The 23,107-nt window shown below is 62.9% G+C and carries 31 protein-coding genes and 1 pseudogene; 18 read left to right on the forward strand and 14 right to left on the reverse strand.

What is annotated here, in order from left to right:
- Window positions 1-8 precede the first annotated feature (8 nt).
- The 8 genes from CKW06_RS07085 (at window position 9) to CKW06_RS07120 (ending at window position 5,753) form a co-directional block, all read left to right on the forward strand.
- Window positions 9-242: a hypothetical protein gene (locus CKW06_RS07085; protein WP_024956736.1), complete on the forward strand. Its 234-nt coding sequence runs from the start codon at window positions 9-11 to the stop codon at window positions 240-242.
- 235 nt (window positions 243-477) lie between these two features.
- Window positions 478-1,134 (forward strand): DNA N-6-adenine-methyltransferase, encoded by a 657-nt coding sequence (locus CKW06_RS07090; RefSeq protein WP_024956735.1) that lies wholly within the window; start codon window positions 478-480, stop codon window positions 1,132-1,134.
- Window positions 1,127-1,378 (forward strand): hypothetical protein, encoded by a 252-nt coding sequence (locus CKW06_RS07095; protein ID WP_006375905.1) that lies wholly within the window; start codon window positions 1,127-1,129, stop codon window positions 1,376-1,378. Before CKW06_RS07090 ends, CKW06_RS07095 begins: the two co-directional genes overlap by 8 nt.
- Window positions 1,379-1,387: 9 nt before the next feature.
- Window positions 1,388-1,651: a hypothetical protein gene (locus tag CKW06_RS07100; RefSeq protein ID WP_006375902.1), complete on the forward strand. Its 264-nt coding sequence runs from the start codon at window positions 1,388-1,390 to the stop codon at window positions 1,649-1,651.
- Window positions 1,652-2,141: 490 nt separating this feature from the next.
- Complete coding sequence (locus tag CKW06_RS07105) at window positions 2,142-2,324, forward strand: ribbon-helix-helix protein, CopG family (protein ID WP_141098938.1); 183 nt, start codon at window positions 2,142-2,144, stop codon at window positions 2,322-2,324.
- A 69-nt stretch (window positions 2,325-2,393) separates the two neighbouring features.
- Window positions 2,394-4,325, forward strand: coding sequence for a DNA primase family protein (locus CKW06_RS07110; RefSeq protein WP_032963370.1), 1,932 nt, complete (start codon window positions 2,394-2,396; stop codon window positions 4,323-4,325).
- Between the two features lie 118 nt (window positions 4,326-4,443).
- Complete coding sequence (locus CKW06_RS07115) at window positions 4,444-4,659, forward strand: hypothetical protein (protein WP_024956732.1); 216 nt, start codon at window positions 4,444-4,446, stop codon at window positions 4,657-4,659.
- A 68-nt stretch (window positions 4,660-4,727) separates the two neighbouring features.
- Window positions 4,728-5,753 carry an ArdC family protein gene (locus CKW06_RS07120; protein WP_006375900.1) on the forward strand — a complete coding sequence of 342 codons (1,026 nt, stop codon included), beginning with the start codon at window positions 4,728-4,730 and terminating at the stop codon, window positions 5,751-5,753.
- A 77-nt stretch (window positions 5,754-5,830) separates the two neighbouring features.
- Here CKW06_RS07120 and CKW06_RS07125 read toward each other — a convergent pair whose 3' ends face one another.
- Both CKW06_RS07125 and CKW06_RS07130 read right to left on the reverse strand, forming a co-directional pair.
- The gene (locus CKW06_RS07125; RefSeq protein ID WP_024956731.1) at window positions 5,831-6,550 is read right to left on the reverse strand and encodes a hypothetical protein; all 720 of its coding nucleotides are present in this window, start codon (window positions 6,548-6,550) and stop codon (window positions 5,831-5,833) included.
- A gap of 419 nt (window positions 6,551-6,969) precedes the next feature.
- A complete protein-coding gene (locus tag CKW06_RS07130) occupies window positions 6,970-7,248 on the reverse strand; it encodes a hypothetical protein (protein WP_006375898.1) in 279 nt (92 codons plus the stop codon).
- Between the two features lie 205 nt (window positions 7,249-7,453).
- On the opposite strand from CKW06_RS07130, the gene CKW06_RS07135 reads away from it, so the two are divergent.
- From CKW06_RS07135 to CKW06_RS07160, 5 genes are all read left to right on the forward strand, one after another.
- Window positions 7,454-8,005 carry an outer membrane lipoprotein gene (locus CKW06_RS07135; protein WP_024956730.1) on the forward strand — a complete coding sequence of 184 codons (552 nt, stop codon included), beginning with the start codon at window positions 7,454-7,456 and terminating at the stop codon, window positions 8,003-8,005.
- A complete protein-coding gene (locus tag CKW06_RS07140) occupies window positions 8,005-8,337 on the forward strand; it encodes a hypothetical protein (protein ID WP_024956729.1) in 333 nt (110 codons plus the stop codon). The genes CKW06_RS07135 and CKW06_RS07140 overlap by 1 nt, the downstream gene beginning before the upstream one ends.
- Before the next feature lie 298 nt (window positions 8,338-8,635).
- Window positions 8,636-8,974, forward strand: coding sequence for a hypothetical protein (locus CKW06_RS07150; protein ID WP_024956727.1), 339 nt, complete (start codon window positions 8,636-8,638; stop codon window positions 8,972-8,974).
- Window positions 8,971-9,450 (forward strand): hypothetical protein, encoded by a 480-nt coding sequence (locus tag CKW06_RS07155; RefSeq protein WP_024956726.1) that lies wholly within the window; start codon window positions 8,971-8,973, stop codon window positions 9,448-9,450. The genes CKW06_RS07150 and CKW06_RS07155 overlap by 4 nt, the downstream gene beginning before the upstream one ends.
- A 119-nt stretch (window positions 9,451-9,569) precedes the next feature.
- Window positions 9,570-9,926, forward strand: coding sequence for a hypothetical protein (locus tag CKW06_RS07160; protein WP_006375896.1), 357 nt, complete (start codon window positions 9,570-9,572; stop codon window positions 9,924-9,926).
- Between the two features lie 210 nt (window positions 9,927-10,136).
- Here the strand turns inward: CKW06_RS07160 and CKW06_RS07165 are convergent, their stop codons facing one another.
- The gene (locus CKW06_RS07165; RefSeq protein WP_024956725.1) at window positions 10,137-11,150 is read right to left on the reverse strand and encodes a hypothetical protein; all 1,014 of its coding nucleotides are present in this window, start codon (window positions 11,148-11,150) and stop codon (window positions 10,137-10,139) included.
- Window positions 11,151-11,196: 46 nt separating this feature from the next.
- Between CKW06_RS07165 and CKW06_RS07170 the strand changes: the two are divergent.
- The 3 genes and pseudogenes from CKW06_RS07170 to CKW06_RS07180 all read left to right on the forward strand — a co-directional run.
- A pseudogene (locus CKW06_RS07170) lies at window positions 11,197-11,418 on the forward strand (transposase); the annotation flags it as partial.
- Between the two features lie 228 nt (window positions 11,419-11,646).
- Window positions 11,647-12,078, forward strand: coding sequence for a hypothetical protein (locus tag CKW06_RS23515; protein ID WP_125892011.1), 432 nt, complete (start codon window positions 11,647-11,649; stop codon window positions 12,076-12,078).
- A 110-nt stretch (window positions 12,079-12,188) separates the two neighbouring features.
- Window positions 12,189-13,330 (forward strand): IS3-like element ISStma9 family transposase gene (locus CKW06_RS07180; RefSeq protein ID WP_095052040.1). Its coding sequence is split into 2 segments (ribosomal slippage): window positions 12,189-12,426 and window positions 12,426-13,330, totalling 1,143 coding nucleotides; the frame shifts between segments, so codons are not numbered across the junction.
- A 123-nt stretch (window positions 13,331-13,453) separates the two neighbouring features.
- On the opposite strand, the gene CKW06_RS07185 is transcribed toward CKW06_RS07180, so the two are convergent.
- Both CKW06_RS07185 and CKW06_RS07190 read right to left on the reverse strand, forming a co-directional pair.
- A complete protein-coding gene (locus CKW06_RS07185; protein ID WP_050426940.1) occupies window positions 13,454-14,092 on the reverse strand; it encodes a TetR/AcrR family transcriptional regulator in 639 nt (212 codons plus the stop codon).
- 275 nt (window positions 14,093-14,367) lie between these two features.
- A complete protein-coding gene (locus tag CKW06_RS07190; protein WP_143568593.1) occupies window positions 14,368-14,682 on the reverse strand; it encodes a hypothetical protein in 315 nt (104 codons plus the stop codon).
- A gap of 89 nt (window positions 14,683-14,771) precedes the next feature.
- Here CKW06_RS07190 and CKW06_RS23520 point away from each other — a divergent pair, with 89 nt between their 5' ends.
- Window positions 14,772-14,966 (forward strand): hypothetical protein, encoded by a 195-nt coding sequence (locus CKW06_RS23520; protein ID WP_024956720.1) that lies wholly within the window; start codon window positions 14,772-14,774, stop codon window positions 14,964-14,966.
- A 46-nt stretch (window positions 14,967-15,012) separates the two neighbouring features.
- Here CKW06_RS23520 and CKW06_RS07195 read toward each other — a convergent pair whose 3' ends face one another.
- From CKW06_RS07195 to CKW06_RS07245, 9 genes are all read right to left on the reverse strand, one after another.
- Window positions 15,013-17,001 (reverse strand): relaxase/mobilization nuclease domain-containing protein, encoded by a 1,989-nt coding sequence (locus CKW06_RS07195; RefSeq protein WP_024956719.1) that lies wholly within the window; start codon window positions 16,999-17,001, stop codon window positions 15,013-15,015.
- A gap of 448 nt (window positions 17,002-17,449) precedes the next feature.
- Window positions 17,450-18,049, reverse strand: coding sequence for a S26 family signal peptidase (locus CKW06_RS07205; RefSeq protein WP_024956718.1), 600 nt, complete (start codon window positions 18,047-18,049; stop codon window positions 17,450-17,452).
- Window positions 18,046-18,594 (reverse strand): DUF2840 domain-containing protein, encoded by a 549-nt coding sequence (locus CKW06_RS07210; protein ID WP_024956717.1) that lies wholly within the window; start codon window positions 18,592-18,594, stop codon window positions 18,046-18,048. Before CKW06_RS07210 ends, CKW06_RS07205 begins: the two co-directional genes overlap by 4 nt.
- Entirely contained in the window at window positions 18,591-18,854 is a 264-nt protein-coding gene (locus CKW06_RS07215) for a hypothetical protein (RefSeq protein ID WP_032963389.1), read from the reverse strand. The genes CKW06_RS07210 and CKW06_RS07215 overlap by 4 nt, the downstream gene beginning before the upstream one ends.
- The gene (gene parA / locus CKW06_RS07220) at window positions 18,851-19,489 is read right to left on the reverse strand and encodes a ParA family partition ATPase (RefSeq protein ID WP_024956715.1); all 639 of its coding nucleotides are present in this window, start codon (window positions 19,487-19,489) and stop codon (window positions 18,851-18,853) included. Before parA ends, CKW06_RS07215 begins: the two co-directional genes overlap by 4 nt.
- Window positions 19,490-19,754: 265 nt before the next feature.
- Entirely contained in the window at window positions 19,755-20,624 is an 870-nt protein-coding gene (locus CKW06_RS07230) for a replication initiator protein A (protein ID WP_024956714.1), read from the reverse strand.
- A gap of 14 nt (window positions 20,625-20,638) precedes the next feature.
- Entirely contained in the window at window positions 20,639-20,923 is a 285-nt protein-coding gene (locus CKW06_RS07235; RefSeq protein ID WP_024956713.1) for a helix-turn-helix transcriptional regulator, read from the reverse strand.
- Window positions 20,924-20,998: 75 nt separating this feature from the next.
- The gene (locus tag CKW06_RS07240) at window positions 20,999-21,796 is read right to left on the reverse strand and encodes a DUF2285 domain-containing protein (RefSeq protein WP_024956712.1); all 798 of its coding nucleotides are present in this window, start codon (window positions 21,794-21,796) and stop codon (window positions 20,999-21,001) included.
- Window positions 21,797-22,134: 338 nt separating this feature from the next.
- Complete coding sequence (locus CKW06_RS07245) at window positions 22,135-22,485, reverse strand: DUF2958 domain-containing protein (RefSeq protein ID WP_024956711.1); 351 nt, start codon at window positions 22,483-22,485, stop codon at window positions 22,135-22,137.
- 298 nt (window positions 22,486-22,783) lie between these two features.
- Between CKW06_RS07245 and CKW06_RS07250 the strand changes: the two genes are divergently transcribed.
- Window positions 22,784-23,077 carry a helix-turn-helix domain-containing protein gene (locus CKW06_RS07250; RefSeq protein ID WP_005304583.1) on the forward strand — a complete coding sequence of 98 codons (294 nt, stop codon included), beginning with the start codon at window positions 22,784-22,786 and terminating at the stop codon, window positions 23,075-23,077.
- Window positions 23,078-23,107: the final 30 nt, after the last annotated feature.

Consider the following 23,107-nt stretch of genomic DNA (forward strand, 5'->3'; position numbering starts at 1 on the left):
ATACAGCAATGAAGAAATTCACTTTCGAGGTGGTCAAGGCTGCAGAAGTCTTGATGATTGGCGAGATCAGTGTCGAGTCCGAAGACGAAGCTGGTGCGAAGGATCTCGTTCTTGAGTCGGATTGGGAAAATAAGGTGTTTTGGGACTTCGGACCCGGCATGCATTTCGTGGGTGATCTTGATGAAGACGACCTCGAACTGCTGCGCATGGAAGAGATGGTGGATGGGGAGGGGGTCGCATGAGCGCGACCGCCAACACTCGTCCGCAGAAGCTTCAGCAATCTGGCCATGGCTCAAAAAAGCGTTTGAGCCCTGCACGCGTGATGTGCATCGACGCGAGGAGGCGCGCGTGAGCACGTCGCAATAGCAGACCACGGGGCATCCCTCTTCTCGGGCCCATTCGAGCCCAACCCTCTAAACCCAATCTTTCAACGCGGCAACGCAGCCGTGCTGGCGGAGCTTTGCCTGGAGATTTCTCATGCAACCCAAAACCAATGTTGTGCCGTTCAAGACTGCCAACGGCCCCAACCGCCTCGCAGTGTCTAAGCCTACCCGGCTCACCTCCGTTTGCTACAAGGCAAGCGACAAGGCCCACACGAGCGTCGATTGGTATACCCCGCCTGCCATCGTCAAGGCGCTGGGAGGAAAGCGCGGCTTTGATCTCGATCCTTGCACGCCCGAAGACCCGTCGCGGCTGCCGGCGCCCACGGCCCGCCGAATGATCCCGCCGAGCCAGGACGGCTTGGCAACGCCGTGGCCGATGCAGGCATTCGTGTGGATGAACCCGCCTTACGGAAAAGGGATGGAGAAGTGGTTGAGCAAGCTGGCCAACCACCCCGGCGGCGGTATCGCCCTGGTGCCGGTCAGCATGGAGACGGGATGGATGCACGACTGCGTGCTTTCCCACCCCAACGCGACGGCGATTCTGTTCACCCGTGGGAGGCTGAGGTTTGTGCGTCCCGACGGAACCACCGGCACGGCAGCGCCGTCGGGATCGTTGGTGGTGACTTACGGCAAGCGCGCCGCCGATCACCTTCAGCAAGCGCAGGCGAGCGGTGCGTTGCACGGGAAGTTCTTTGCCATCCAGCGGGTAGGGCAGGTGGCCACGGCGAACCAGGAGAGCTCCAATGGCTGATCGCTGGAACGTTGTTGTCTTGGGCCGCGCGACGGCCGAATTGGAAATCCGAATCGACGCGGACTCAGAGGCGGCAGCCTTGGAGATTCTGAACTCGATGGGAGTGGCTGACATTCATGCCGGTGGCTGGCGTACCGAGTTGGAGGAGATCTACGGCTTTGTGGAGGTCATCAGCCCCGATGGTTCCGAACGCGAAGATCTCAACTGGCCTTGTCCAACCATGCGCCACCACCTCAACTATTAGGAGGAGCCGATGGGAACTTACGAATTCGTCGTCCGGGGTGACTACTTGGTGAGCAAGGTGATTGAGGTCTTTGCCCAGACCCAGTCCGAGGCAATGGAGGCATTCGCGCGACTGTCCTTGGCGGAGTTGGATGCCATCGATTGGCACCATGGCGCCCTTACGATTGAAGAACACGTGGTGGTGACGGAGGTGGAAAGCGGGAGGGAGTTTCAGCATCCGTTCTTGACCGATCGCAAGCGCGAGCAACTGGAGTGTTTGGCCGAAAATGAGTAGGAACTTCCGGCTGCTGGTCTTCCACTAGCCAGCAGCGATCGAAGGCCAGCAGGAAGACCAGTAGTGCAAGGTCGTTGAATCCCAAGGGATTTCTGCGACTAAAAGTGCGCTGCTGGCTTGCTGGCTTTCGATTCAACTCCCCTGTGCAAATGCGTCCAAATCGCATGGAAAGTGTTGGTATCTCAAATTTCAAAACCGATTCTTTTTTGACCCAGCAGACCAGCGGAACGGTTTTCTATGAATGCAAAGCTTTTGGAATCAAGGGTTTGTAGCTGCTGGTCTTCCTGCTGGTCTTCTCTTTCTGCTGGCTAATGGAAGACCAGCAGGGAAGGGAAAGCCAGCAGAACAGGGCTTCCGGAAAAAGTGCGAGAGATTCCGCAGTTTTCGTGTTTAGTCAAAAACCGTGGGTTGCGGAAAGCTCCTGGAGTGGTTGAGTGGAAGTGTCCCCCATGTGGGACACACCAAACCTTTCACCTTCGGAGTTGCCACCGTGAACGCCGCCACCCATCCCTCGTCGCCGCCGACTTACAGCATCCGCGCCAGCGTGAAAAAGCACGTTCGGATCAAACGCCCCTTGGCCGAACGCCTTCGTCTCGCCGCGGCCGAAAACGAGATGACAGAGAGCGAGTTCATTCGCCGCGCCTTGGAAACCGCTCTCCCGCGCGCTGCCTGAGCAAGCCTGTCCCCCCACAACGACAAACCCCCACCGGCCAGGGCGAGGGTTTGAGAGGAGCCAACAACAATGTCTACAACCAATGTGTCCCCAAAAGGGAAGGCTGTCAACCCGACGACGGAAGAGCCAAGCAACATCGTGCCATTCGAAGCGTCGCGTTTCCTGGGTGCGGAAGCCTCCGCCCGCAAGGTCAACCTGGAGGCAGAGGAGCACAAGCAGCTCTACCGCCACTCGGTTGATCGAGAGGGCCAGCGCAAGCCACCGTCGCTCCCCATCCTGTTTGCCCGCCGCACCACCGAATGCGTCGATCGCTTGTGGGCGTGCCAAGCCACCAGCGGCACCGGCGAGATCGTACACCATTGGAACGGTACCTACTGGCAAGCGATCAGCGACGCGGAAGGTGTGGGTGTGGCATCCGATTGGATCGACCGCAACGCCGATTTCGCGGGCAGCCCCAAGCTCGCCAAGGACTGCTGGGACATGGCTTCCCTTCGGTTGCGCCAGAAAAACCCCATGCCAGCCCAAGCCAAGCGGGCCATCGTGCCGGTGGCAGACGGCTACGTGGAAATCCTTCCCGGCGGTTTCCATGTGCTCGCTCCTGATCCCGCCTTGGGCATGACCCACGCGGTCAGGGTGGCCTGTGGTGGCAGGCAGGGCCATGCATACAAGCCCCAGCCTTTGCCGGCTGACTCGCGATTCGCCAAGTTCCTCCGCCAAGCCCACGACGACCCGCGCGTCATCGACCTGCTCCAGGAGCAGTGCGGCATGACCCTGTTGCCGGGTGTCTACAGCCAGGCCGCCTGGTGGCACGGCGTCGCAGGTTCTGGCAAATCCACCCTGGCGGAAATCGTGGAAGCGATGCACCGTCAGGTGGCCCGCTGCAACCTTGAAACTTTGGGCGACCGCTTCAGCCTGGAACCCATGATTGGCGCCAGCCTGATCCTGGTGGACGAAGTGGAGTGCGAGAAGTGGGCCGAAGGTCGGTTCAAGACGATGGTCTCTGGCAATGGCATTGGCATCGACCGGAAGAACCAGAAGCAGCTGGCGAGCTACCATTCCACGGCCAAGTGGATCATCACGTCCAATTCGGCCCCCTTCATCCGCGACAAGAGCAACGGGGTGTGGCGCCGCCTCACCGTCGTGCACTGGAAGAAGGCGGTACCGGTCAACCAGCACGACCCTGATCTGGTCAAGAACATCCTGGCAGAGGAAGGCCAGCTTGTGCTGGACTGGATGCTCGAAGGCGCCCGACGCATCGTGGCCCGTGGTAGGGCGTTGTCCGACACCGACGCCGACATGCCCGAAGCCGTGCGCGCAGCGAAGCTGGCCGCCCGCCATGGCAGCGACCAGGTCATGGCTTGGGCTCAAGCCGAGCGCGTGGTGCGCATTGAGACGGATGAGTGCACGCTTTCCATGCGGCAGGTCTACGAGAACTACAAAAACTGGGGCTACCGACAAGGGCTGGCGGACATCGATCTCCTCACCGGTCGCCAGTTCTGGCGAGGCTTGAAAGAGATGGGCCTGGACGACGGCGCCCGCTCGAACCGTCGCATCAATGGCAAACAGGAAGAATGCGTGCGCCTGCGAATCAACGGAGCAGCCACCGTCGGCGAGGCCTGTGGCGATCTGCCGTTGAGATCATCGGCGACCGTGACAGCACTGCGCGTGGCGCAGGAGCGCTCTCAGTCTTTGGAGCCTTGGGAAACCGATGTGACGCCCACCCTCGAACAGCAAGGGGCTCGGCAGGAAGAGATGGAGCGTCGATTCGACCGCTTGAGCGCTCAGCAGCAGGCGGCTGAGATGGGAGCTCTCCATGCCGATGCGTTGAGGGAGGAGGCAGGGCGCACCAGAGCCAAGGCAATCCAACTCCAGCTGCAGGAACGTATCAATGAACTGGAGATTCGTGCGCTGTTCGGTGAGCCGTTGGCGGGCCGAGAAAGCATCGAAACCCAAGGTGGCGGAAAGGTGGGAGATGGGGATGCGCGCCAACGGCGGTCGTAAAGGCGGGGCCAAATCCGTGTTCCCATCTTCCGTATCAGCTCTAGCCAATGGATTGGTCGGTGACGCTAACGGTCCAGCCCGGACTTGCCAAATCCGTATCCTGTCGCATGCTGAAACCATGACCCCTTCCGATGCCTTTGTAGACGACAGCATGGACCGCCAGGACTCCCTGGCGGCGTCCCCCCGTTTCACCGTGCAACGAACCCCCGAGGGCATCCGCGTGCAGCTCCAGGAGGGCGACGGGGGCCCCGGCACCGCTTTGACCATCGAACGGGCCTTGGCTTTGCTGGAGAACCTGTTGGAGCAGGGACGCGCCGTCACCATTCACGATTGAAGTTTCCAGCCTAACCCCCTTGGCGTTGCCGACAGGCGCCTTTCCTTGCCTTCCAGGAGAGCCTGCCCGTGTCCGATGCCACCCCCAACGAAAGCTTCCTTCAGCGCCATTCCCGCGACGTCGTCGAGCGCTTGATCCGCCAGATGGAGGAGGGCACCGGTCCCTTTCTCAAACCCTGGGACGCCCGCGTGGACCTCGGGTTGCCCATGAACCCCACGACTGGCAAGAGCTACCGGGGCGGAAACCTGCTCCACCTGTGGGCCCTTCAGAGCGCCTGGGACACCCAGGACAACCGGTGGATGACTTACAAGCAAGCCGCGGCCGTGGGCGCTCAGGTGCGCAAGGGCGAGAAGGCCAGCGTGATTGAGTATTGGGATTGGTCGCGGGTGGAGGAGGCCAAGAAGAGCGGGGACCCCGACCTCATCGCCAAGGCCCACCCCAAGGTCTTCTTCCCACGCGTGTTCAACGCGATGCAGATCGATGGGTTGCCGGCACTGGTCCTGCCAGCCGCGCGCCCAGAGCCCGACATTCACCAGGCCTGCGAAGCGGTGCTGAGAGACAGCGGAGCCGAGATCCACCACGACGGGGGCAACCAAGCGTTCTACCGTCCGATGACCGACAGCATCCACTTGCCCCAGCGCAACACCTTTCACTCGGCCAGCGGCTACTACGCCACCGCGTTGCACGAACTGGGCCACTGGACCGGCTTTCCCACCCGCCTCAACCGCGATCAGAAAGGGGCTTTTGGGAGCATCGACTACGCCAAGGAAGAACTGGTCGCGGAGGTGTCATCCATGCTGATGGGCGAACGCCTGGGCATTGGCCACGATCCCACCCAGCACGCGGCTTACGTGAAGTCGTGGATCCAAATCCTCCGGGACGATCCCCGGGAGCTCTTCCGAGCCGCGGCGGCGGCCGAGCGGGTGGTGGAGTTCCTGAAGGTGCCCGAGTTGGTTCGAGAGCCGCTCCAGAAGGTTGAGCAGCAGCGGCAGTCCGTGGCGGCCAATCTGCATGAGATCGAAAAACATGCTGCCAACGACCGGTCTCGATCGCGCTTCAAGGCAAGAGGGGCGCGCCTGAACTTGGCAGTTTGATTCGTGAACAAGCGACTGAACGCGCACCCGCCTGTCGGGAGGCAGCAGGGTGCGCGACAGTGGCTGACAAATTCTGGTTATTTATTCTTCGACAGCACGTCCATGCGCAGGAGCATCTGCTTGAGAACGTCGATGACGGAAACCTCGTCAGCATCCTTGGCCGGAGCCAGGGCAAGTGCCCAGTTGCGGACCGATGGGCTCAAGTCCTCTCCCAGTTCCACCACCAAGTCCTGAAGGTCGTCTAACGGCAGATAGGCCGTCGCAGCCAAGATATCATCGAGCTTTCCCGACAGGTCTTCTTCGTGTGCCTTCCGAAGTTCTCTCGCGGTGGCTCCGCGCTTTCTAAGCTCGGCGGCGTGCTCCACCTTGATCTCTTCAATCTTTGCTTTCGCTGATTTGCTCTTCTTGCGAACGGCGCCGCGAACAATGTCACGCACCAGCTTGGCGTCGTGCGTGTCTGTAAGGCTGGCAATGAGTGTGTCACTTTTAACGCGTGCCGGTCGGTAGACGCGGACCTTGCTGACCTCATCCCCCAGCACTCGCTGCGTCCACTTTTCCATCGTCTCCTTTGCCTTCTTTTGACCGGTTAGAGGCGACGGAACGTTCTTGAGGCGTGGTTTACCTTCGAAGTCCACCAGCAGGCCATAAGTCTTGAGGATGCGGTGGCTGTAGGTTGTGTCGGACATCCAATTTCCCCCTGTGAGTGATCCTGCAATTTTGCCAGTTCCGTAGACGGTTTGGCAGGTTGAGGGAGAGCGTTCCCACATCATCACAGGTTGAATGTCGATCAGGAACATTGCACGACAGGAGAGCTTGCCGGTTTCAGATTCCTTGCCAGACGCGGAGGGGCGAGAGAGAAAGGGGAAGAAATGGCCAGTCTGATCTACGTGCAGTAACAGAAATTCCGATCCGTGTGCTATCGAGCATGCGCGAACCCATCGTGCATCCCAACGTGTAGGCGCGGACTGCACCGCACTCCGCCGGCTGCTAGCCCTGCATGAACGGCCTCAGTGCGCTCGGGTTTGAGCGTCACGCCGCACTCTGGCTGCGCCAGCGGGGCATTGAGGTCAACGTGGCCTTTTGGTCCAAGGGCTTGAGCCACAAGTTGGTAAGAGCGGCCACCAAGGTTGCTAGCTTGGATGGCCACTTGCAGACATTGACGAAGCCTGCGCGACGTAGAGGGAAACCGCTTGTGGCAGTGGGCCAGGCAGAGCGGTTACTTCTTGGATGCCATGCGCTGGTAGAGCTTGTAGACGCCGAACATCGCCGCACCACCCGCAATTGGTGCAGCCGCGACCACCCCCAGTCCAGCAAGCATGCCACCGCCCACAACGCTCCCGACGGTTGCCAAGCCGGAGGTCACGGCGGCTGCACCGGCGGTCCCGGCCGCTGCACCACTGGTTACGCCGAGGATCGCAGAAGTTGCGCCAGCGACGGCTCCGCCGCCGGTCGAAATCGCGGCACCTGCGGCCGATGAACTCTTCTTCCTTGCCATACATTTCCCTGTTGGTTTTGAGTTGTGGGCAGAATCATCGCCTGAGCATCAATCTCTGTCCATATGCTTCATTTTGTCGCTTTTCCGTCAATTTAATGACGCGGACTGCAGTCTGTGTAACCGCGCTCCGAAGCCCCCCCCCCCTTGCGCATTCCCAGAATCGATCTATGCATAGGTGAACCTACTCACGAAATGGAGGTGCACCTTGAAACCCATCGTTCTGGCCCTTGCATTGGCGTTGTCTGCTCCGGCCGCCTTTGCCGCCGATTCCACCTCCGCTCGCCGTTACGGTTCGTCCGAGGCCCTATCCGTCCAGGACGCCCGACTGGGCGAGGTCCTGATGGTTCGCACGGTTCAACTGACGTCCGACCAGCGTCTGAACGCCGGCTCCGCCATCGGGTCGGCCGTTGGTTATGGGGCTGCTAACCAGGTCAAGAACCGGGAATACCGCAATGCAGCCCGGGTGACCGGTGGCGTCATCGGTGCGGCTGCCGGAACCGCGGTTCAAAAGGGCCTCAGCGGCCGGCGTGCGGTGGAGATCTATGTGCGCGATCTGTCCGATCGCCGCCAGCGCATCCTCGCGGTGGTCCAAGACGCCGATGTGGACGTGCGCGAAGGTGATCGGGTGTTCCTGGTGGGGAAGGGTAAGAAGACCCGGGTGGTGCCGATGGCGCGGGTTGAAGTGTGGGATGGTGCCGAGAACGCAAGTGCGTGCGGGGTGGGCGCTTGTGGCGTGAGTTTAGGGGACATGCGCTGATGGACATCGCGAACCCCATCCTTGCTGTTCTGTTCCTTGGCGCGTTTGCCTACGTAACCGCGTTTGCGCCGATCTGGGCCGGGCACCGTTTCCGACTGGTGTGGGACGGACTGCGCCGACGACGCAAGGGAATCTCCACGGTCGTCGTTCTCAATGCTTTGGCTGGGCTGCTCAGCGTGTTGTTCTTGCTCGGAATCTGGTTGGTCTTGTTCTCAGGGGCGCAAACGGAAATCTCAGCTCCCAAAGTGGTTGTTCTACTCGCAGTTGTCCTTGTGGACGCTCTGCTCTTCCAAAAAGGGTGGAGCCGGGCAGCACTGAGAAGCCAGGGTTGAGCCGAGACCTTACCCACCGCCGCTCCGAGGTCGCCCGGATGTTTCGAGAGGGACACCGCCGGGCGGCCATCGCCCAAACCCTGGGCGTTCCGTCGCCCGTGGTGAGCGCCGACCTCGCTCACCTGGGGTTGCGTCAAAAGCCCCGGCGCCCACTGGCTGACCAACACGCCCTGGTGGTGCGCCTCCTGGAGCAGGGGAGCAACGGCCCTGCAATTGCCAAGCGCCTCGGCGTGACCCGACAGGCAGTCCACGCTTACCTGCAGGCCCATGGCCTGCTCCGAACCCAGAGGAGGATCCCATGACCGTTTTTCTGGTGGTCGTGCTGTTTAAGCTCGTCATGTTTGCGATCACCTTCGGAATCGCATGGCTGTGCGCCTCCAAGGCACGCAGCGCACGCAGCGGCTGGGAGGCGTTCCAAGCCGGCCAAGAGGACGCCCCATCCGTGGCTGCGTTGCTGTGGCGGTTGGCCCTGTTCTACGCGTGCTTGGCATTGCTGGCCTACCAACTCCAGCACCTGGTGACCGGGGTCTGGTTGGATCCTTCCAACCCATACTTGTCATCCTCGCTGGCTCTTGTCGTCTATTCGATGGCATGTGGGCTGCTTCACGGTAGCGGGCTGGCCCGGAGGCGAGCATGAGGACCAGCCATGGCCGGGTGCGCCCAGACCCCGTCGACGCCCGCCCTCGCGACGACGGGCTGTTCCAAGGCGAAGGCACGGGCGAAGAGGTTCACCAAGAGCGCGACCCGTTGCTTCGGGCGCTTCACACCGAATCGCTCCACGCCCGCGGGGACGTGGACGCTGTCGATCGCTTGCTGGATGCCCACCGAGAGGCGCTTGGGGAGCCCGAGCAAGTCGCCTATGCCCGTCAGCAAGACGAACGCCATGATCGGACGTTGCCATTGCCGAGCGGTGGCCTGCCGTTGAGGCCGTCCACGGAGCGCTACCTAGAGGAGCATCGGTCATGGAACCCGCCGACCGCCAAAGAGGCCGCCATCGCACGTTCCAGGGGTCCCACCATGGTGCTCGAAGGGAAGGCATGGCGCGCTGAAGACGACGTTGCCGAGGTTACGGTGGAGGCTCCCAAGGACGACCCGTGGCAGCGGATGCGTTGAGTTCGTGTCTCAGCTGGAGAGACAGTTGGGCACCATCATTGCTGCTAGGAACACGGTGTTCCCTTCGGCTATCCTGCCCAGGGTATCCATCACTGGTATTGCTAACAACAGGGGGCGTTATGGCAAGCGTGACAGTAAGGACGCGGGATGAGCTGGAAGCGGCCAAGAATGCAAAGGCGCAGCAGATTGTGGTTGTGGGCAAGTTGGCAGACGACCTGAAGAAGACGCGCAAGTTCGCCAAGCTTGGTGCCGTCGGTGTTGCAGCAATCGTTGCTGCAGTTGGGCTCGCTCCAGTAACGGCTGGGCTCAGCACGCTCAGCCTGGGGGCGGTCGCGACAGTCACTGGAGTCGAGATCATCGGCATCATCACCGCCGCAAGCCTTGGTCTCTCTTTGATCCTCGCAATCTACAAAGGCTACGATGTGGAATACGAGGCTGGCGGAAAGGTCATTTTCAAGCGCAAGGAAGGAAAGTGATGCCCGGCTTCGTTCCAGGGGCGCCTTACCTTTTTGTTTGCGAGAAGTGCAGTCATCACTTTCAGCGGAAGATCAACTTGGGGCTCTTCTGTCCGGCATGCAAGTCGCTGTCCGTGAAGCCTCGTTTGGTCTGTAAGTAGTGCTCGTTGGCCGCCATAAAGTTGGCGGCCACTTCCAATGACCGGTCGAATCGGGTTTAACATCGCGGTCTCAGGTGCCCCGTAACCCTTTTGCTTCAAAGCGCTCCAGTATCGCCGTCACGGCTTCTGCGGCACGGTCCGGTGACGCATCTATGCGTTCCAAGCCCGTCATGGCGACGGGCAACGGCGCATTCGGATCGGTCGTGGCCACCACGGCCAGGACTCTTCCTCGGATGGTGTCTTCCACCGTGGTCCATTCGTCGGCGAGACGCTGGGGTTTATCGGTGAGAAGGACCACCATGACGGGGCCGGGTGTCAGCAGGCGGTTGGAGCGTCCCCGAAGTGCTGCGCTGTTGTGGACATGGATGGCCCGGCGGTGCCCATCTTCGGTCAGTTGGACCAGGACGCTGTGGCAGCTCGGCGCGCCCATCTCGTTGCAAACGATGTGGATGCGACCCTTGGCCCATTCCTGAAAGCCCACTGAGGAGGGCGCCAACTCATCGCTGGTAAAACAAGCCTCCACGAACCGTCGGCCTGCGAGGCTCAGTCCTTTCTCTTCGATCAGGCCCCAGCGTTCAAAGGTCTGGCGATTGATGCTGCTTTTCGACTGCAGTCCAAGGAATTCTTTTGGGTCCAGGTTACCCCCGCCGGTGCCAGGAAACACGTGGTGACGCTCGGTGATTAAAGCGCGTCGCAGAAGATCGACCTGGCCAAACGACAGGTCGCTCAGCGCCTTAATGAAGTGGCGCTTGAGATGGCCTGCGGTTTTGCCGGTAGCGATTGAACAGGCAAGGCGGCCATAGACGGTGGCCTTCTCGGCCTCGATGTCCATCTCCAATGCCCGCAGCATGGCCAGAAAATCTTCCGAGGTCATGGCCTCCGCGTTCTCGGGGAACACCTGACCCTCAAGCGCGGCACGGGTGAACTCCCGGTAGCGCTCCTCAGTGCGCTTGGCAAGCCAGGCGGCGATGAATTTTGGGCCCTTCGAAAGAAGGGCGAACGGACCGGAGATTTCCTCCAGGGGGGGCAAGGTCAGGGTAGTCCATCGGGGTCTCGTGACGGTTTGCGGGTCCAGGTAGCTCATCCTCAAGCCTTCAAGCCCGTTCTTCAATCCTCCGGTTGAATTCCCCATTGGCAACGCGCGTGAGCTCGAACAGGTTGAGCGCTGGGAGCGCTGCAAGGCTAGTCTGCGCGCGAAGGTCGAGCATCCGTTCCAGGTGATCAAGCGGCAGTTCGGCTACACCAAGGTGCGCTATCTCGGCTTGATCAAGAACACGGCACAGGTGCTCACCCTGTTCGCGCTGTCCAACCTGTGGATGGTGCGCCGGAAGCTGTTGGCGGCACAGGGGTAACTCCGTCTTGAGGTGCCCGCAAGGGCACTTCGAGAGCGGAAAACATGGCAGTCCGCCGCGTCTGAAGGCCCAGGATGACTCCGGCGCTGAAAACCCACGACTCAGTGTGAATTGATCAGACCATCCCTATTTCTACTTTTGGCCGCTGCTAAAAATGGGGGGATTACCCGACGAGCTCCGCCAGGCCGCTTTTGACGAGCATTGGGACGACGAGACAAATTAAGATGAGTGGAAGGAGGACGCCCGCATCGACAGCGGCAAGACTACGAGGCCTTCCTGACGGCCGCGACCGAGTATCCGCTCCACTTCGCTGTTGCATGCGGCGATGCAGAATGGGCCGGTGACCTGCTAAAGGCTGGACGCACGCCTCAGGATCCCGATTTAGAAGGAACAACGCCCACGGATCTTCTGGGGCGGCCAGGTAATGATCAATCCGATCAGGTCATTCGTGCCCACAACCGATCCAAGCTTTTTGACGAGCTCCTTCCCGCTGCCAATGCTTGGAAGCCACCGGAAGGCGGATTTGGGGCCGACGCCAAACGTCAAGTCGGTGCGGCCATGAAAGCCCAGGGTGAGGAAAGGGAAGCCAGAAGCCTCGAATCCGACAACGGTTTTGACATGGAAAAAGAAAGGCGGCAAGAGCCGTCTTCTTCTATTTAATTCCCTTGCGAGGTTCTGATTTTCTGCTAATGGTGGGAGGTCAAAATTGAATCGCCCAGGGTTCCGTAGACACCTCGCAGCCATAAACTATGGCTTAGGCGGAGGTGGTTATGAGCACGAAGCGGTACACCGATGAGTTCAAGATCGAGGCGGTCCGACAGATCGTTGAGTACGGCCGTCCGGTAGCGGAGGTTGCCGAGCGACTGGGCGTGTCGATCCATAGTCTTTACGGCTGGAAGCGGCAACAAGGCAAAGGCGATGTTGGCCGGCGTGTCGAGCAGGACCAGAACGCGGAAGTGCGCCGCCTCAAGGCTGAGCTACGCAGGGTCACTGAAGAGCGAGACATCCTAAAAAAAGCCGCCGCGTACTTTGCAAAGGGGTAAGAGCAAAGTACGCCTTCATGAAGCAACACGCAGATGAGTTCGGCCTCGCGGCGATGTGTCGGATGCTTGGCGTCCATCGCAGTGGCTACTACGCCTGGCTAAAAGAGCCGGCAAGCGCTCGCGACAAGGACGATCAGCGGTTGCTCGGCCTAATCAAGCACAGCTGGCTGGAAAGCGGCTCTGTGTATGGCCACCGCAAAGTGACCACAGATCTGCGCGAGCTTGGCGAGACGTGTAGTCGTCATCGCGTGGCACGCTTGATGAAGAGCGAGGGGCTGCGGGCAATGGTCGGCTACGGTCGGCGACCACGCCCATTGAGCGGCCCTGTTGGATCAGTCGCCAAGAACGTTCTGGCTCGCGGCTTCAAAGTCAGTGAGCCAAATCGCGCGTGGGTCACGGACATCACCTACATCCGCACGTACGACGGCTTCCTGTACTTGGCGGTAGTGCTTGATCTGTTTTCGCGTCAGGTCGTTGGATGGGCAACCCGACCAACTCAACATACGGACCTGGTTTTGCAGGCGCTATTGGCTGCAGTGTGGCGGCGCAAGCCAAGCCCCGGGCTTCTGCTTCACTCCGACCAGGGAACCCAGTTCACCAGCGAACACTGGCAGAGCTTCCTGCGCGAGCACGACATCGTGTGCAGCATGAGTCGACGAGGAAACTGCCATGACAACGCAGCGATGGAGAGCTTCTTCCAGCTACTGAAGCGGGAGCGTATTAAGCGGAGGATCTACAGCAATCACGACGAGGCACGGGCCGACGTCTTCCAGTACATCGAGATGTTCTACAACCCAAAACGGCGGCACAGTTCCAACGACGGGCTGTCCCCGGTAGAGTTCGAGAAGCAGTACGCACTAAACGGCTGACGACTGTCTAGAAAACCCTGGGCGATTCAAACCGAGGCTCCCACCGAACCCCTAGGAGGTTGAGCATCAAGGCCACTTTGTAGGAGTTGCCGGATTCACCGCGGCAGAAGAGTTGATACGAGTTCAAGCTCTCTCTCCTTTGAAGAGTGTACATGTCAGGAGTGTGCGTGCGGTCGTAATCAGCGCCTTGCTAAATCTTGCATCAAGTGGCTCGTGACCCATGAGCAGCCGGAAGTAGACCGCGCCATATAGCGCGTCCAATGTGGCGTCAATATTGAGGCGAGCCACAAACTCGCCCGTAGCAACACCTCTTTCTATCACTGCACGAACGGCTGCGCGGCGGAGCAAGAAAAAGCGCTCTCGGAACGCGTTGCAAAGGACCTGGTCCGACTGGCCTTCCGCCAGTATCTCAGCAACTAATCGACCTAACGCCCCCCCGTACTGCTTCACTAGCACTGTCAGATGTTCAGCCAGAGTGTCCATGGCTGAGCGGCCACTGGGCTCTGGAGTGCTTGGGTGCATTTGGCCGATAAATGAGTCGATGACCACTGAGTTCTTATTCGGCCACCAACGGTAGATGGTTGCCTTGCTCACGCCCGCTTCACTGGCAATCGCCTCAATGCTCAAGTCGCGTACCTTCGACGTTTCGAGCAATTTGCTCGTCGCGTTTAGCACAGCGACTCGCGAAGCTTCACTACGCGGGCGGCCAGGGCTGCGCGACGGCGCCTGGTTCAATGCACCTTCATATTTCAGGCTGTTCATAGACAGTCGCTCTCACCCAAAGAATTGACTTACGCCACTATCACTATACTATACGTACCGTTTCGTAATTACAAGCCTCGTGGCTGCTGATTTCGTCTGCGTCGTTCGCAGAATCCGACGTCTTGGGAAGCAATGAACCCCGTGCTTGATTGCGCAGTCTGAGCCCGACACCGGCCGCGTATTCGTGTAGTTCGCCGCTGCACGACACCGCACGGAATCAGCTTCTTGCTCGATTTAGCGACTTCTAGCAGCCGCAGAACTCTGGATCACATCCATCAGCGGATAGCGCGGCACTTATCAAGTGGGACGCGCTTGTACGCCGTCAAGAGAGGCGGTGCCGGCATGGCAGCACGCAGAGGCATACTCCATGTAAGTTCGGCTAAGATGCCGTCGCCCATTTCATACGACTGCGCGAACCCGACGTCGTAAAGATCTTCATTCAGTCCCTTGATCTGCTGCAACAGTGGAACCTCGGGAACCCCAGCGACGATTTCCAGGTCATCCTGTCGGCACAACGCCATCAATGCAGATAGCCGCGCTGGCACCATCAAGTAACGCAATGCGCGGCCTGTGATATCCAGAGACAGCATCCTCCGCGCTGCCGCGGGCCTGTTCCAACGCTGAGAACACACGCGGAACGTTCCTTTATGCGGTGGCTGAAGGCCATGGAGGTGCGAGCTTGGCCGCACACGCGAAGGCCCGCATGCACAAAGGGGTGGCTTTGATGCTCGGCACAGCCACCGATGCCCACTTTGATGAGCTGAACATGGTCAGCCTGCTGACGATGAGCGCCATGATCGGCCCGGTGCAGGCCCTGAAGAGGATGCGTCTGTTGAATCCACACAGGCTTTGCGCGCACATCTATGCAGGATGATCCAAGCGTATCTTCGTTCGGTTTCTCGATCGCATAAATGGGCGAGTCAACCCGGCGACGGGCCCCGTTGCCGACCTATTTCCCACGACACGCCACTGCCGCGCACTGTCGCGATAAGCTGCTGTCCCAGCCGCTGCTCGATCACCGGCCGCCACGGCACCAAGCTGAATCCCATGCCGTCATCAAGCATGGCGTAGCGCCCGCTCGCCAGCATGACCGAGCGCCGGTAGATACCGGTGACCCGCTGCCCGTCCGCCGCCAGGCGATGCTCCAGGCCAGTTTCGGCGGCAATGTCCTTGGCGACCTGCGCCAGCTCCCGGTTGCGCAGCGTGCCTAGCAGGTTGCGCGCCAGGATCACGCGCTGCCCGCGCCGCTGGGCCAGCCCCTGTTCTTCGAGGAAATCGGCACGCTGCTGCAAGGCTTGCTTGGTGTCGCCACCGAAGCCCAAGTCGCCCAGCCCCTTGCCGCCCCCGATCAACTGCTGATCCAGCCAGGTCGCGCCGATCACGCGGGCCTGCCGCTCGATGGACAGGTGCGATTTTAGCTCCACCGCCACGCCGCCCAGGCGCTGGGCGTCGTACTGGCGGCCACGCTCCGCCAGATCGTCCGGCACCTTCCATAGTCCGTCCGCCACACGTTCCACAATGCCGGCCCGGCGCAGGGCTTCCAGCCGGCGGACGTGGGTCGCGACGACTTCCTGCGGGTCGCGGCCGAGCTTGGCCCGGCCTTGCTCGATCGCCAAGTGGTGATCGGTGCGGTACAGGCCATCGCTCGCCAGCGCGGCGATGTTCTTGTCGGCCGCCCGCACCTCGGCGGAACCGCGTACCTCCACCACGGCTCCGGTGGGATAGTTCGCCAGCTCGTCGCGGGCGTTCAACGCGACGTAGTGGGCCTTGCCGTCCACGCCGTCGATGACCAGATAGCCGCGGTCATGCAGTTCGTCGGCCAGCCCCTTGGCAGACACGCGGCCGACGATGGTGCGGCCGTCGTCGCCCGGCTCGAACACCGCCAGCTCGCGCGGCTGGCCGCTCATGGCACGCTGCATCGTTCGGATAATGTCGCCACGCTCGCCCAGGGCGCGCAAGGTCTTCTCCGCGTCCGCATGGACGGCCCAGGTGCCGGGCTGCGTCTCGTCGGCCAGGCCCAGGCGCTGCAAGCGTTGCAGGCGGCCGATCAGCAGCAGGCGCTGGCGTTGCAGCCGGGGTTGGTTAAAGCGTTCGATCTGCACCAGGCCATCCTCGTCGACCTCGCGTTGCAGGGTACGGTCGAGGCTCGTCCACCGCTCCTGTTCCACCTCACGTTGCAAGATCTGCTGGATCTCCAGTTCGGTGCGCGGCCCCAGCCATTCCGTCGCCAGCTCGGCGGCGCGATGGCGGAAACCGTGGGCGATGTAGTCGCCCGCGATGATGAGGTCCTTGCCGGTGTCGTCGCGTCCGCGCACGATCAGGTGGGTGTGCGGGTTGTCGGTGTTCCAGTGATCGACCGCCACCCAATCCAGCCGCGTCCCCAGGTCGGCTTCCATCCGGTTCAACAGATGCCGGGTATAGGTGCGCAGGTCGTCCAGCTCAGCGCCGTCCTCCGGTGAGACGATAAAGCGGAAATGATGCCGGTCGTCGGCGGCCCGCTCCTTGAAGGCATCGAGGTCGGCTTCGTCGGTCTGCGGCCCGTAGGCCCGCCCAGGTTCGCCATCGCGGCCGGCGCCGTCGCGCTCGATGTAGCGCAGATGCTTGGCGAGCGATTGCGGGCTGGCATTGCGTTGATTGACCAGCAGGGTCTTGATGGTCACGCGCCGAGACATGGGCGTCAGCTTCGCCCCGGCGAAACGCGCCGCCGTGTGGCCGCGCCCCAGGCGCGAGCCGGGCCGCTGGCCGACGCGTGCGCCGCCGGCTGCGGAATGGCGCATCGAGGACTTGCCGCCGCTGGCCTTGCCAGCCTGCTTGAGCACCTTGGAAACGAAGCTCTGTCCCTGGCCCTTGCCCCGGTTCTTCGGGGCGCTGGGATGCACGCGGAAATCGTCGTCGCGGCGGTCGGTCATGGCTGCGCTCCCCGCAAGCTACGGCGTGTCCTGTCGTGCAAAGCACGCGGACATGCCTGCATTGGCGCGGGCCTCGCGCCCCACGCGGCACGGTGGCAAAGCCGCTCCGTGCCGCGCCACCCCCATGTGCAGACAGGCTTTCGACGCGGCCCGGTGCCGCGTCCTTTTGTCTTGCCTTCCGCCTTTGCCCCTCGCTGTCGCTCCGGGCATCGGCGGCCCGGCGGCGCTGCGCTGCTTGCAGCCAGCTCGCCGGCGAACGCGCCAATGGCCGCAGGCCGGGCGCGTTCGAGGCAAGACGCCTGTACGTTGGACGGCTGCGCCGGATGTTGCGCGAAGTGCGGCGCGGATGCGCCCGCGCTGCACGCGCGACGACACGGCGGCAGCAGCCGGAACGGCATGCTCGATGGCACGATGAGAGGCACGGCAACGTGCGGCGAATCGGCGGCCATCATGGGCGTGTCTCCAGCCAGACCGGATGCGCGACGCCGATCACGGCGGATGCGCTGACCGGGCCGAAATAGCGGCTGTCGAACGACGCCGGATTGGTCACGCTCAACAGGAACAGCTCGCCCGGTTCGAGGCGGCGGCAAAGCTGCAAGGATGGCAGCGGCCGGCCCAGCCGGTCGGCAGGCAGCGCGGCGGCCGCAGGCACGCCGTCGATGCGTACCTGCCCGGCGACGATGCAGACGTGTTGCGGCGCGACTGCGCCCACACGTTTGAGCAGCGGCACGCGCGTCGGCAGGTAGCCGCGCTTCGCAGCCAGCGTGGCGGCCCTGTCGGGCAGCGGCACCAGCACGATGCTGTCCACGGACAACGGACGTGGTAGCGAGGCGGTGCGCGGGTCGAACGGTTCGATGCGATACCAGCCGACCGCCACGCTGTCGGACGGGTTGTAAGTCAGACGCGGCAGCGGCGACACAAAAGCCGCCCAGGCCAGCGCAGCGAGGCCGACGGCGGCGAAGCCCGCCAGCACGATGCGAGCGCGCAGGCGCGAGCGAGGAAGCGGCGCGGCTTCGGGCGTGCGTGCGATGCTGGAATCAGCGGTCATGGCAGCGCCCTCCCGGCCAGCCAGGCGGCGTGCCGCTCGGCGGTGTATTCGGGCAGCGCCAGGCGGGCCGCCAGACGGTTGCCCAGCGTGCGCCAGTACGCGGGCGACACGTCGATGGCGGCGATGCCTTGCGCGTCGTCGATGCCGTCGATGCGTTCCAGCACGGCACGCACAGCGTTCTCGCCTTCGGCGTGCAGCAGCAAGCGTGCGCCGGGCCGCACGCCGGGGATGCGCTGCACGTCGTCCAGCGGCGTGCCGGCCTGCATCACCATGAGCTGCCAGCGGATCGTGCCGTAGTCGTTTGCTTCCCAGCGGATGCGGCAGAACATCGCGCCCGGCAGGAACACCGCGCAGCGCCGCCAGTGGTCGAGCCGCAGCGTGCGCGCAGGTTCGCCGAAGCGCAGATAGAGCTTGAAGCGCGGCTCGATGTAGGCGAGCGATACGCGGGTCAGCGGCACGTTGCCGGGTCGGCCGGCGAGTGTTGGAAGCGAATGCGGCGGCGTAGCCGTGGCCGCGTTCGCGGCGGTCGCGAGGGATGCGTTCATGGCGTGCTCTCCATGCGGTTCTCGGGAAACTCCCGCTCCAGCAGGCCGCGCAGCAGTTCGGCCACGGTCACGCCCTGGCCGAAGGCTGCGATCTTGATGCGCGCGCGCAGCGCAGGCGTCACGTCGAGCGTCAGGCGTGCGGTGTAGAGGTCGCCTTTGTTGAGCGCATCGGCATCGCCCTGGCGAATCCACGCCTCGGCGTGCGGATTCGCGGGCGGACGTGAGCCGATGCCGACGCGCTTGCTGCGCGGGCCGCTCATGTCGGCCACCGCAGCAGTTCATCGGTGAGCGCGGCGATCTCGCGTGCGGCGGCGCTGTCGGGCGCGGTTTCGCGGGCGAGCCGGCCAGCGGCCACGCTGTCGGCGAAGACGATGCGCTGGCGCACTTCGCTGCGCAGCGCAGGCAGCGGCTGTTCGGCTAGCGATTGCCGTGCTTCCCTGCCGATGATGGTGGTACTGACGCGCCGGTTGATGACGAAGGCCGCGCGCAGCGCAGGCCGAAAGACTTGCGCCTCGCGGATCAGCGCCACCATCTCGGCGCTGGCCCACAAGTCGTAAGGGCTGGGCTGCACCGGGATCAGCACGCGCTCGGCCGCCAGCAGCGCGGAGCGCGCCAAGGCGGCGATGCGTGGCGGCCCGTCGATGATGACGTGATCTGCGCGGCGGGCGAGTTCTGGCGCTTCCTGGTGCAGCGTTTCGCGGGCCAGGCCCACGGCGCTGAACAGCCGTGGCAAGCCCTGCTGGCTTCTGCGCTGCGTCCAGTCCAGCGAGGAACCCTGCGGGTCGGCGTCCAGCAGGATGACGTGCAGACCGCGCATCGCCAGCTCGCCGGCGATGTGGGTGGCGAGTGTGGTCTTGCCGACGCCGCCTTTCTGGTTCAGCAGCGCGACGATCATTGCGTGGCCCTCCACGCTGGAAAGCCAGGCTTTGCCTGCCGTGCGAAACGCTGTCCGCCGTGCCGTCTGGTGGTTGTCCACCGAAGCGGCGCGCTTCTACTAAAAGTTAGAGATTTATAGTTAGGTAAGTTAGAGGGGACGCAAACCCGCGCCGTTACTGGCTTTGCGGCGTTTTCGTACTCCTGATAGCACGAGGGTCGTACTCCTGATAGCACGATACCCGGTACTCCTGATAGCACGAGGCCGTCCACAGCTTTTACCGCAGTTATCCCCGTGCCGTTGAAGGCACGGGCCGGAATGTCAGCAGTTCCAGCTTTTCGTCCGGCATCGACTCGATGCCCAGGACGTAGCCGGGCAACGACTGCCGCGCAACCAGCACGCGCAGGTCGTAGGCGAAGTCCGAGAAGCGCGCCGCGCTGCCGGACTTGCGGTGCAGGTGCCGGAAGTCGAATTGCCAGCCGTGTTCCTGCCGCCCGCCGTGCTTGCGCACGAGGCGGTACAGCCAGCGTTCGATGCCGCCTTTCAAGCGGAAATAGGCCGGGTCGATGGTCAGCACCAGGGCGGCGTCGAGCACGCCGGCATAGAACCAGTCCGGCAGGATCAGCTCGATGCCCAGCGGCGTGCCGCTGGCGTCGGCCAGCTCGCGCCATTCGTTCACCCACGAAAAGCGGTGCAAGCGCCGGCCGGTGGTTTCGCGGATGGAAGTCGCCACGCTGGTCGATTGCAGCCGGTCGAGTGCAGCTTTCAAGCGCTGATAGTCGTTGAGGGACGTGCCGCGCCCGATGAAGCGCAGGATCTCGTAGGGCGTGGCGTGTATCAAGCGCGACGGGCGAATGCCCGCGTCGCGCGCCTCCACGATCTGCGAGGCCGCCCAAATCAGAACGTCGGCATCCCATATCGTGGCGATGCCATGCTCGGCCGTGCCTTCCACGCGGATGGTGATGTTCCCGCTGCGGAAGTCGATCGGCGCGGTGCGCCGCGACTTCGCCAACGAGAAGAACGGAAAGGCCATCAAGTCCTGACTGTCGCGCGGCGCCATGCCGTCGCCCGGTAGCGCACGGAACAGGTCGAGCTGTTCCCGCTGCTGCGATCGCTGCCCCGGTGGCAGCGATGGGCTGGACATGACGATGGCCACCGGCGAGCCGACGATCAGCGGCCATCACGGTAGTCGCCCGCATGACGCTCGGCATATTCCGGGTCGGACGTGGCCTCGTAGCTGCGCTGGTCGGCCCAGGCATCGAGGTCGGCCACCGCGTACATGACGCGGCGGCCGAACTTGCGGAACTTCGGGCCGCCGCCCATCACGCGCTGTTTCTCCAGCGTGCGCGGCGACAGCCGCAAGTATTCGGCGGCTTCGTCGTTGGTCAGGTAGCGTTGGGGCTGCACGGGCGCAGCGACAGCAGCGGCGGCAGGCCGCAAGGGAGCGGGTCGCATGGGATGTACCTCCATCAAGCCCGGCCACACCACGCGGCCGGATAGAGGCACTTTCAAGAAAGCAAGGCTTCCTGCTCAGGGACGTTTTGCAGGGGATGCAGCGCGTCCCTGTGCAACGGGCGGAAGCTGTGCAAGGCGGCGGTAGCCGCCGCGCATCAGCGCATCGCCCCGGCGTACCAGCCGGCGAACGCGGGCGCGCAAGGCGCTGTCGGCGTACCAGTCGTCGGCGACGGCATCGACGCCGAACAGCCCTTCGGCCACGTCGCGCAGGGATGCGCCCGCAAGGGTGCCATCGAGCGCCTGGAGCGTGTTCAACTCCAGCAGCGCAGTGGGTGTCGGCCGCGACCGTGCCGTTCCCGCCGGCGCTGCATCGCCAGCGGCGGCCAGCTTGTCCAGTTCGGCCGCCAGCGCCTGATAGCGTCCGCAGGATGCGGCGCAGGCGCGAATGGCATAGGCGTAAGCCATGCCGTCGGCCAGGCCGGGAGCGATCACCAGCCGCAGGCAGCAGCCCGGCCAGCGTGTCAGCAGCACCAGGCGCTTGCCATCGTGGATCAGGTGCTTCTGGCCGGGGAGGCGCCAGAACGCGAAGGCCACCGCGTCGGGTGGCGGGTCGGCGTCCGGGTAGAGCTGCACCACCGCATCGTGATCGGGGAACCAGGCCGGATGCGCGTCGCGCGCATCCAGGGCGGGATCTTCCAGCAGGCGCAGTCCCCAGCGCCCGGCGGCCTCTGGCCGGCGGCGCCGGCGCAGCCAGTCGCGGCGGTAGTCGGGGTGGCGACGCAGGTATTCCCACGCCAGCGCGGGGCCGTCGAGGTGCAGCGTGTAGAGATACGCGGCGGTCGGATACCAGTGTTCGGCGCTCGGGTCAGCCATGACGCAGCCTCCTGTCATTCAGCAGGAACGTCGCCACGGATTCCGCCGTGCGGGAGCTATCGAGTCGCCATCAAGTCGTCATCGAAATCGGGATAAGCTGTAACTGCTGGTGTCAAGACTGATTCGCTCCAGGGCATTGCGGAAATCGTCTGAATGCGACGGCTGCGCCGCCACGAAAATGGCGCGCAGCATGAAGCACCGTGCAGCAGCCCGCGCCAAAGATCATGACTGTTTGCATCAGAAGCGCACCACTTCGGTGCAAGAGTGTGGATTCAGACCAATCAGGTCTTGGGTAAGACTGAAATAGTCAGAATGCGCTGTCGTTGGCTGGGGGTTGGTTAGTCGGTGATCGAGCCGTTTTCCTCGGCCAGCCGCAGGTACTCCGACAGCGGCCGCGCCGGCTGGAAGTAGCGATCGCGCATCACCGGTTGCTGGTGCGGCCCAACGATGGACGCCAGATCGGACAGCTTCACATGGCCCAGGCCGGGCATGCCTATTCCCAGGTCGATCAGTCCCCATGCCGTATCGCCATCGGCCGGGTCGAGCGCGGCCAGCAGCCAGGTGGCGTGCGCGTCAGGGGTGAACAGTCGCACCGCCGGCATCGGGTCGATGCCCCGGTCAGCGGCGCGTGCCGCGCCGACGGCGAGCAGTTGCGCCCGCTGTTCAGCGGTGACGAGCGGCTGGGTCATGGCCCGAATCCCCACGCATCCGAGGATGCACGGATACGATTTTCCATCGAAGCGCGGAACCGCCGAAGCGGATGCGTGCTTTGGCGGGAAAGCACGAAGGCGCAAGCCATCGAATGCGTACATGCACGGAAACGCAGAAGCGGAATTACGCAGGTCAGGAAAGACACGGATGCGACTCCCCGGTTCCGGTGAAATCCGCAGTTGCGGATTTCAGCAAAAGCACGGAAGCGGACTAAATTACTGCCATGAGTTAAAGATAACGTGGTTTTAATTGTCCCGCGACTGGACGCTTCTGTCCATGCAGAAGCGATCCGTTCAACCCGGCCGACCGGCCGGTGCCACCACCTTCGATGCCGAGCTGGCGCAAGCCTTCGGCGCGGCGGTGCGTGCGCTGCGGATGGAACGCGGGATTGCGCAGGAATCGCTGGCCAACCTAGCTGGCATCGAGCGTTCCCATATGGGCAAGGTCGAGCGTGGCGAGCACATGCCCACGCTGGCGATCATCTTCAAGATCGCCAGCGCGCTTAGTTGCAGTACCGCCGTGCTGATGGCCGCGACGGAAAGCCAGCTCGCGTCCGTGTCCGAGACGTAGGCTGAGGGTCGGCAGGGAATCGTTACGTAC

This window comes from Stenotrophomonas maltophilia (assembly GCF_900186865.1).
In the GTDB taxonomy this organism is placed as follows: Bacteria; Pseudomonadota; Gammaproteobacteria; order Xanthomonadales; family Xanthomonadaceae; genus Stenotrophomonas; species Stenotrophomonas maltophilia.

Bases quoted from the DNA above. Each gene is read 5' to 3' on its own strand.
- CKW06_RS07085 (WP_024956736.1), top strand. From the start codon at position 9: ATGAAGAAATTCACTTTCGAGGTGGTCAAGGCTGCAGAAGTCTTGATG.
- CKW06_RS07090 (WP_024956735.1), top strand. From the start codon at position 478: ATGCAACCCAAAACCAATGTTGTGCCGTTCAAGACTGCCAACGGCCCC.
- CKW06_RS07095 (WP_006375905.1), top strand. From the start codon at position 1,127: ATGGCTGATCGCTGGAACGTTGTTGTCTTGGGCCGCGCGACGGCCGAA.
- CKW06_RS07100 (WP_006375902.1), top strand. From the start codon at position 1,388: ATGGGAACTTACGAATTCGTCGTCCGGGGTGACTACTTGGTGAGCAAG.
- CKW06_RS07110 (WP_032963370.1), top strand. From the start codon at position 2,394: ATGTCTACAACCAATGTGTCCCCAAAAGGGAAGGCTGTCAACCCGACG.
- CKW06_RS07115 (WP_024956732.1), top strand. From the start codon at position 4,444: ATGACCCCTTCCGATGCCTTTGTAGACGACAGCATGGACCGCCAGGAC.
- CKW06_RS07125 (WP_024956731.1), bottom strand. From the start codon at position 6,550: ATGTTCCTGATCGACATTCAACCTGTGATGATGTGGGAACGCTCTCCC.
- CKW06_RS07130 (WP_006375898.1), bottom strand. From the start codon at position 7,248: ATGGCAAGGAAGAAGAGTTCATCGGCCGCAGGTGCCGCGATTTCGACC.
- CKW06_RS07140 (WP_024956729.1), top strand. From the start codon at position 8,005: ATGGACATCGCGAACCCCATCCTTGCTGTTCTGTTCCTTGGCGCGTTT.
- CKW06_RS07150 (WP_024956727.1), top strand. From the start codon at position 8,636: ATGACCGTTTTTCTGGTGGTCGTGCTGTTTAAGCTCGTCATGTTTGCG.
- CKW06_RS07155 (WP_024956726.1), top strand. From the start codon at position 8,971: ATGAGGACCAGCCATGGCCGGGTGCGCCCAGACCCCGTCGACGCCCGC.
- CKW06_RS07160 (WP_006375896.1), top strand. From the start codon at position 9,570: ATGGCAAGCGTGACAGTAAGGACGCGGGATGAGCTGGAAGCGGCCAAG.
- CKW06_RS07165 (WP_024956725.1), bottom strand. From the start codon at position 11,150: ATGAGCTACCTGGACCCGCAAACCGTCACGAGACCCCGATGGACTACC.
- CKW06_RS07185 (WP_050426940.1), bottom strand. From the start codon at position 14,092: ATGAACAGCCTGAAATATGAAGGTGCATTGAACCAGGCGCCGTCGCGC.
- CKW06_RS07190 (WP_143568593.1), bottom strand. From the start codon at position 14,682: ATGCTGTCTCTGGATATCACAGGCCGCGCATTGCGTTACTTGATGGTG.
- CKW06_RS07195 (WP_024956719.1), bottom strand. From the start codon at position 17,001: ATGACCGACCGCCGCGACGACGATTTCCGCGTGCATCCCAGCGCCCCG.
- CKW06_RS07205 (WP_024956718.1), bottom strand. From the start codon at position 18,049: ATGACCGCTGATTCCAGCATCGCACGCACGCCCGAAGCCGCGCCGCTT.
- CKW06_RS07210 (WP_024956717.1), bottom strand. From the start codon at position 18,594: ATGAACGCATCCCTCGCGACCGCCGCGAACGCGGCCACGGCTACGCCG.
- CKW06_RS07215 (WP_032963389.1), bottom strand. From the start codon at position 18,854: ATGAGCGGCCCGCGCAGCAAGCGCGTCGGCATCGGCTCACGTCCGCCC.
- parA (WP_024956715.1), bottom strand. From the start codon at position 19,489: ATGATCGTCGCGCTGCTGAACCAGAAAGGCGGCGTCGGCAAGACCACA.
- CKW06_RS07235 (WP_024956713.1), bottom strand. From the start codon at position 20,923: ATGCGACCCGCTCCCTTGCGGCCTGCCGCCGCTGCTGTCGCTGCGCCC.
- CKW06_RS07240 (WP_024956712.1), bottom strand. From the start codon at position 21,796: ATGGCTGACCCGAGCGCCGAACACTGGTATCCGACCGCCGCGTATCTC.
- CKW06_RS07245 (WP_024956711.1), bottom strand. From the start codon at position 22,485: ATGACCCAGCCGCTCGTCACCGCTGAACAGCGGGCGCAACTGCTCGCC.
- CKW06_RS07250 (WP_005304583.1), top strand. From the start codon at position 22,784: ATGCAGAAGCGATCCGTTCAACCCGGCCGACCGGCCGGTGCCACCACC.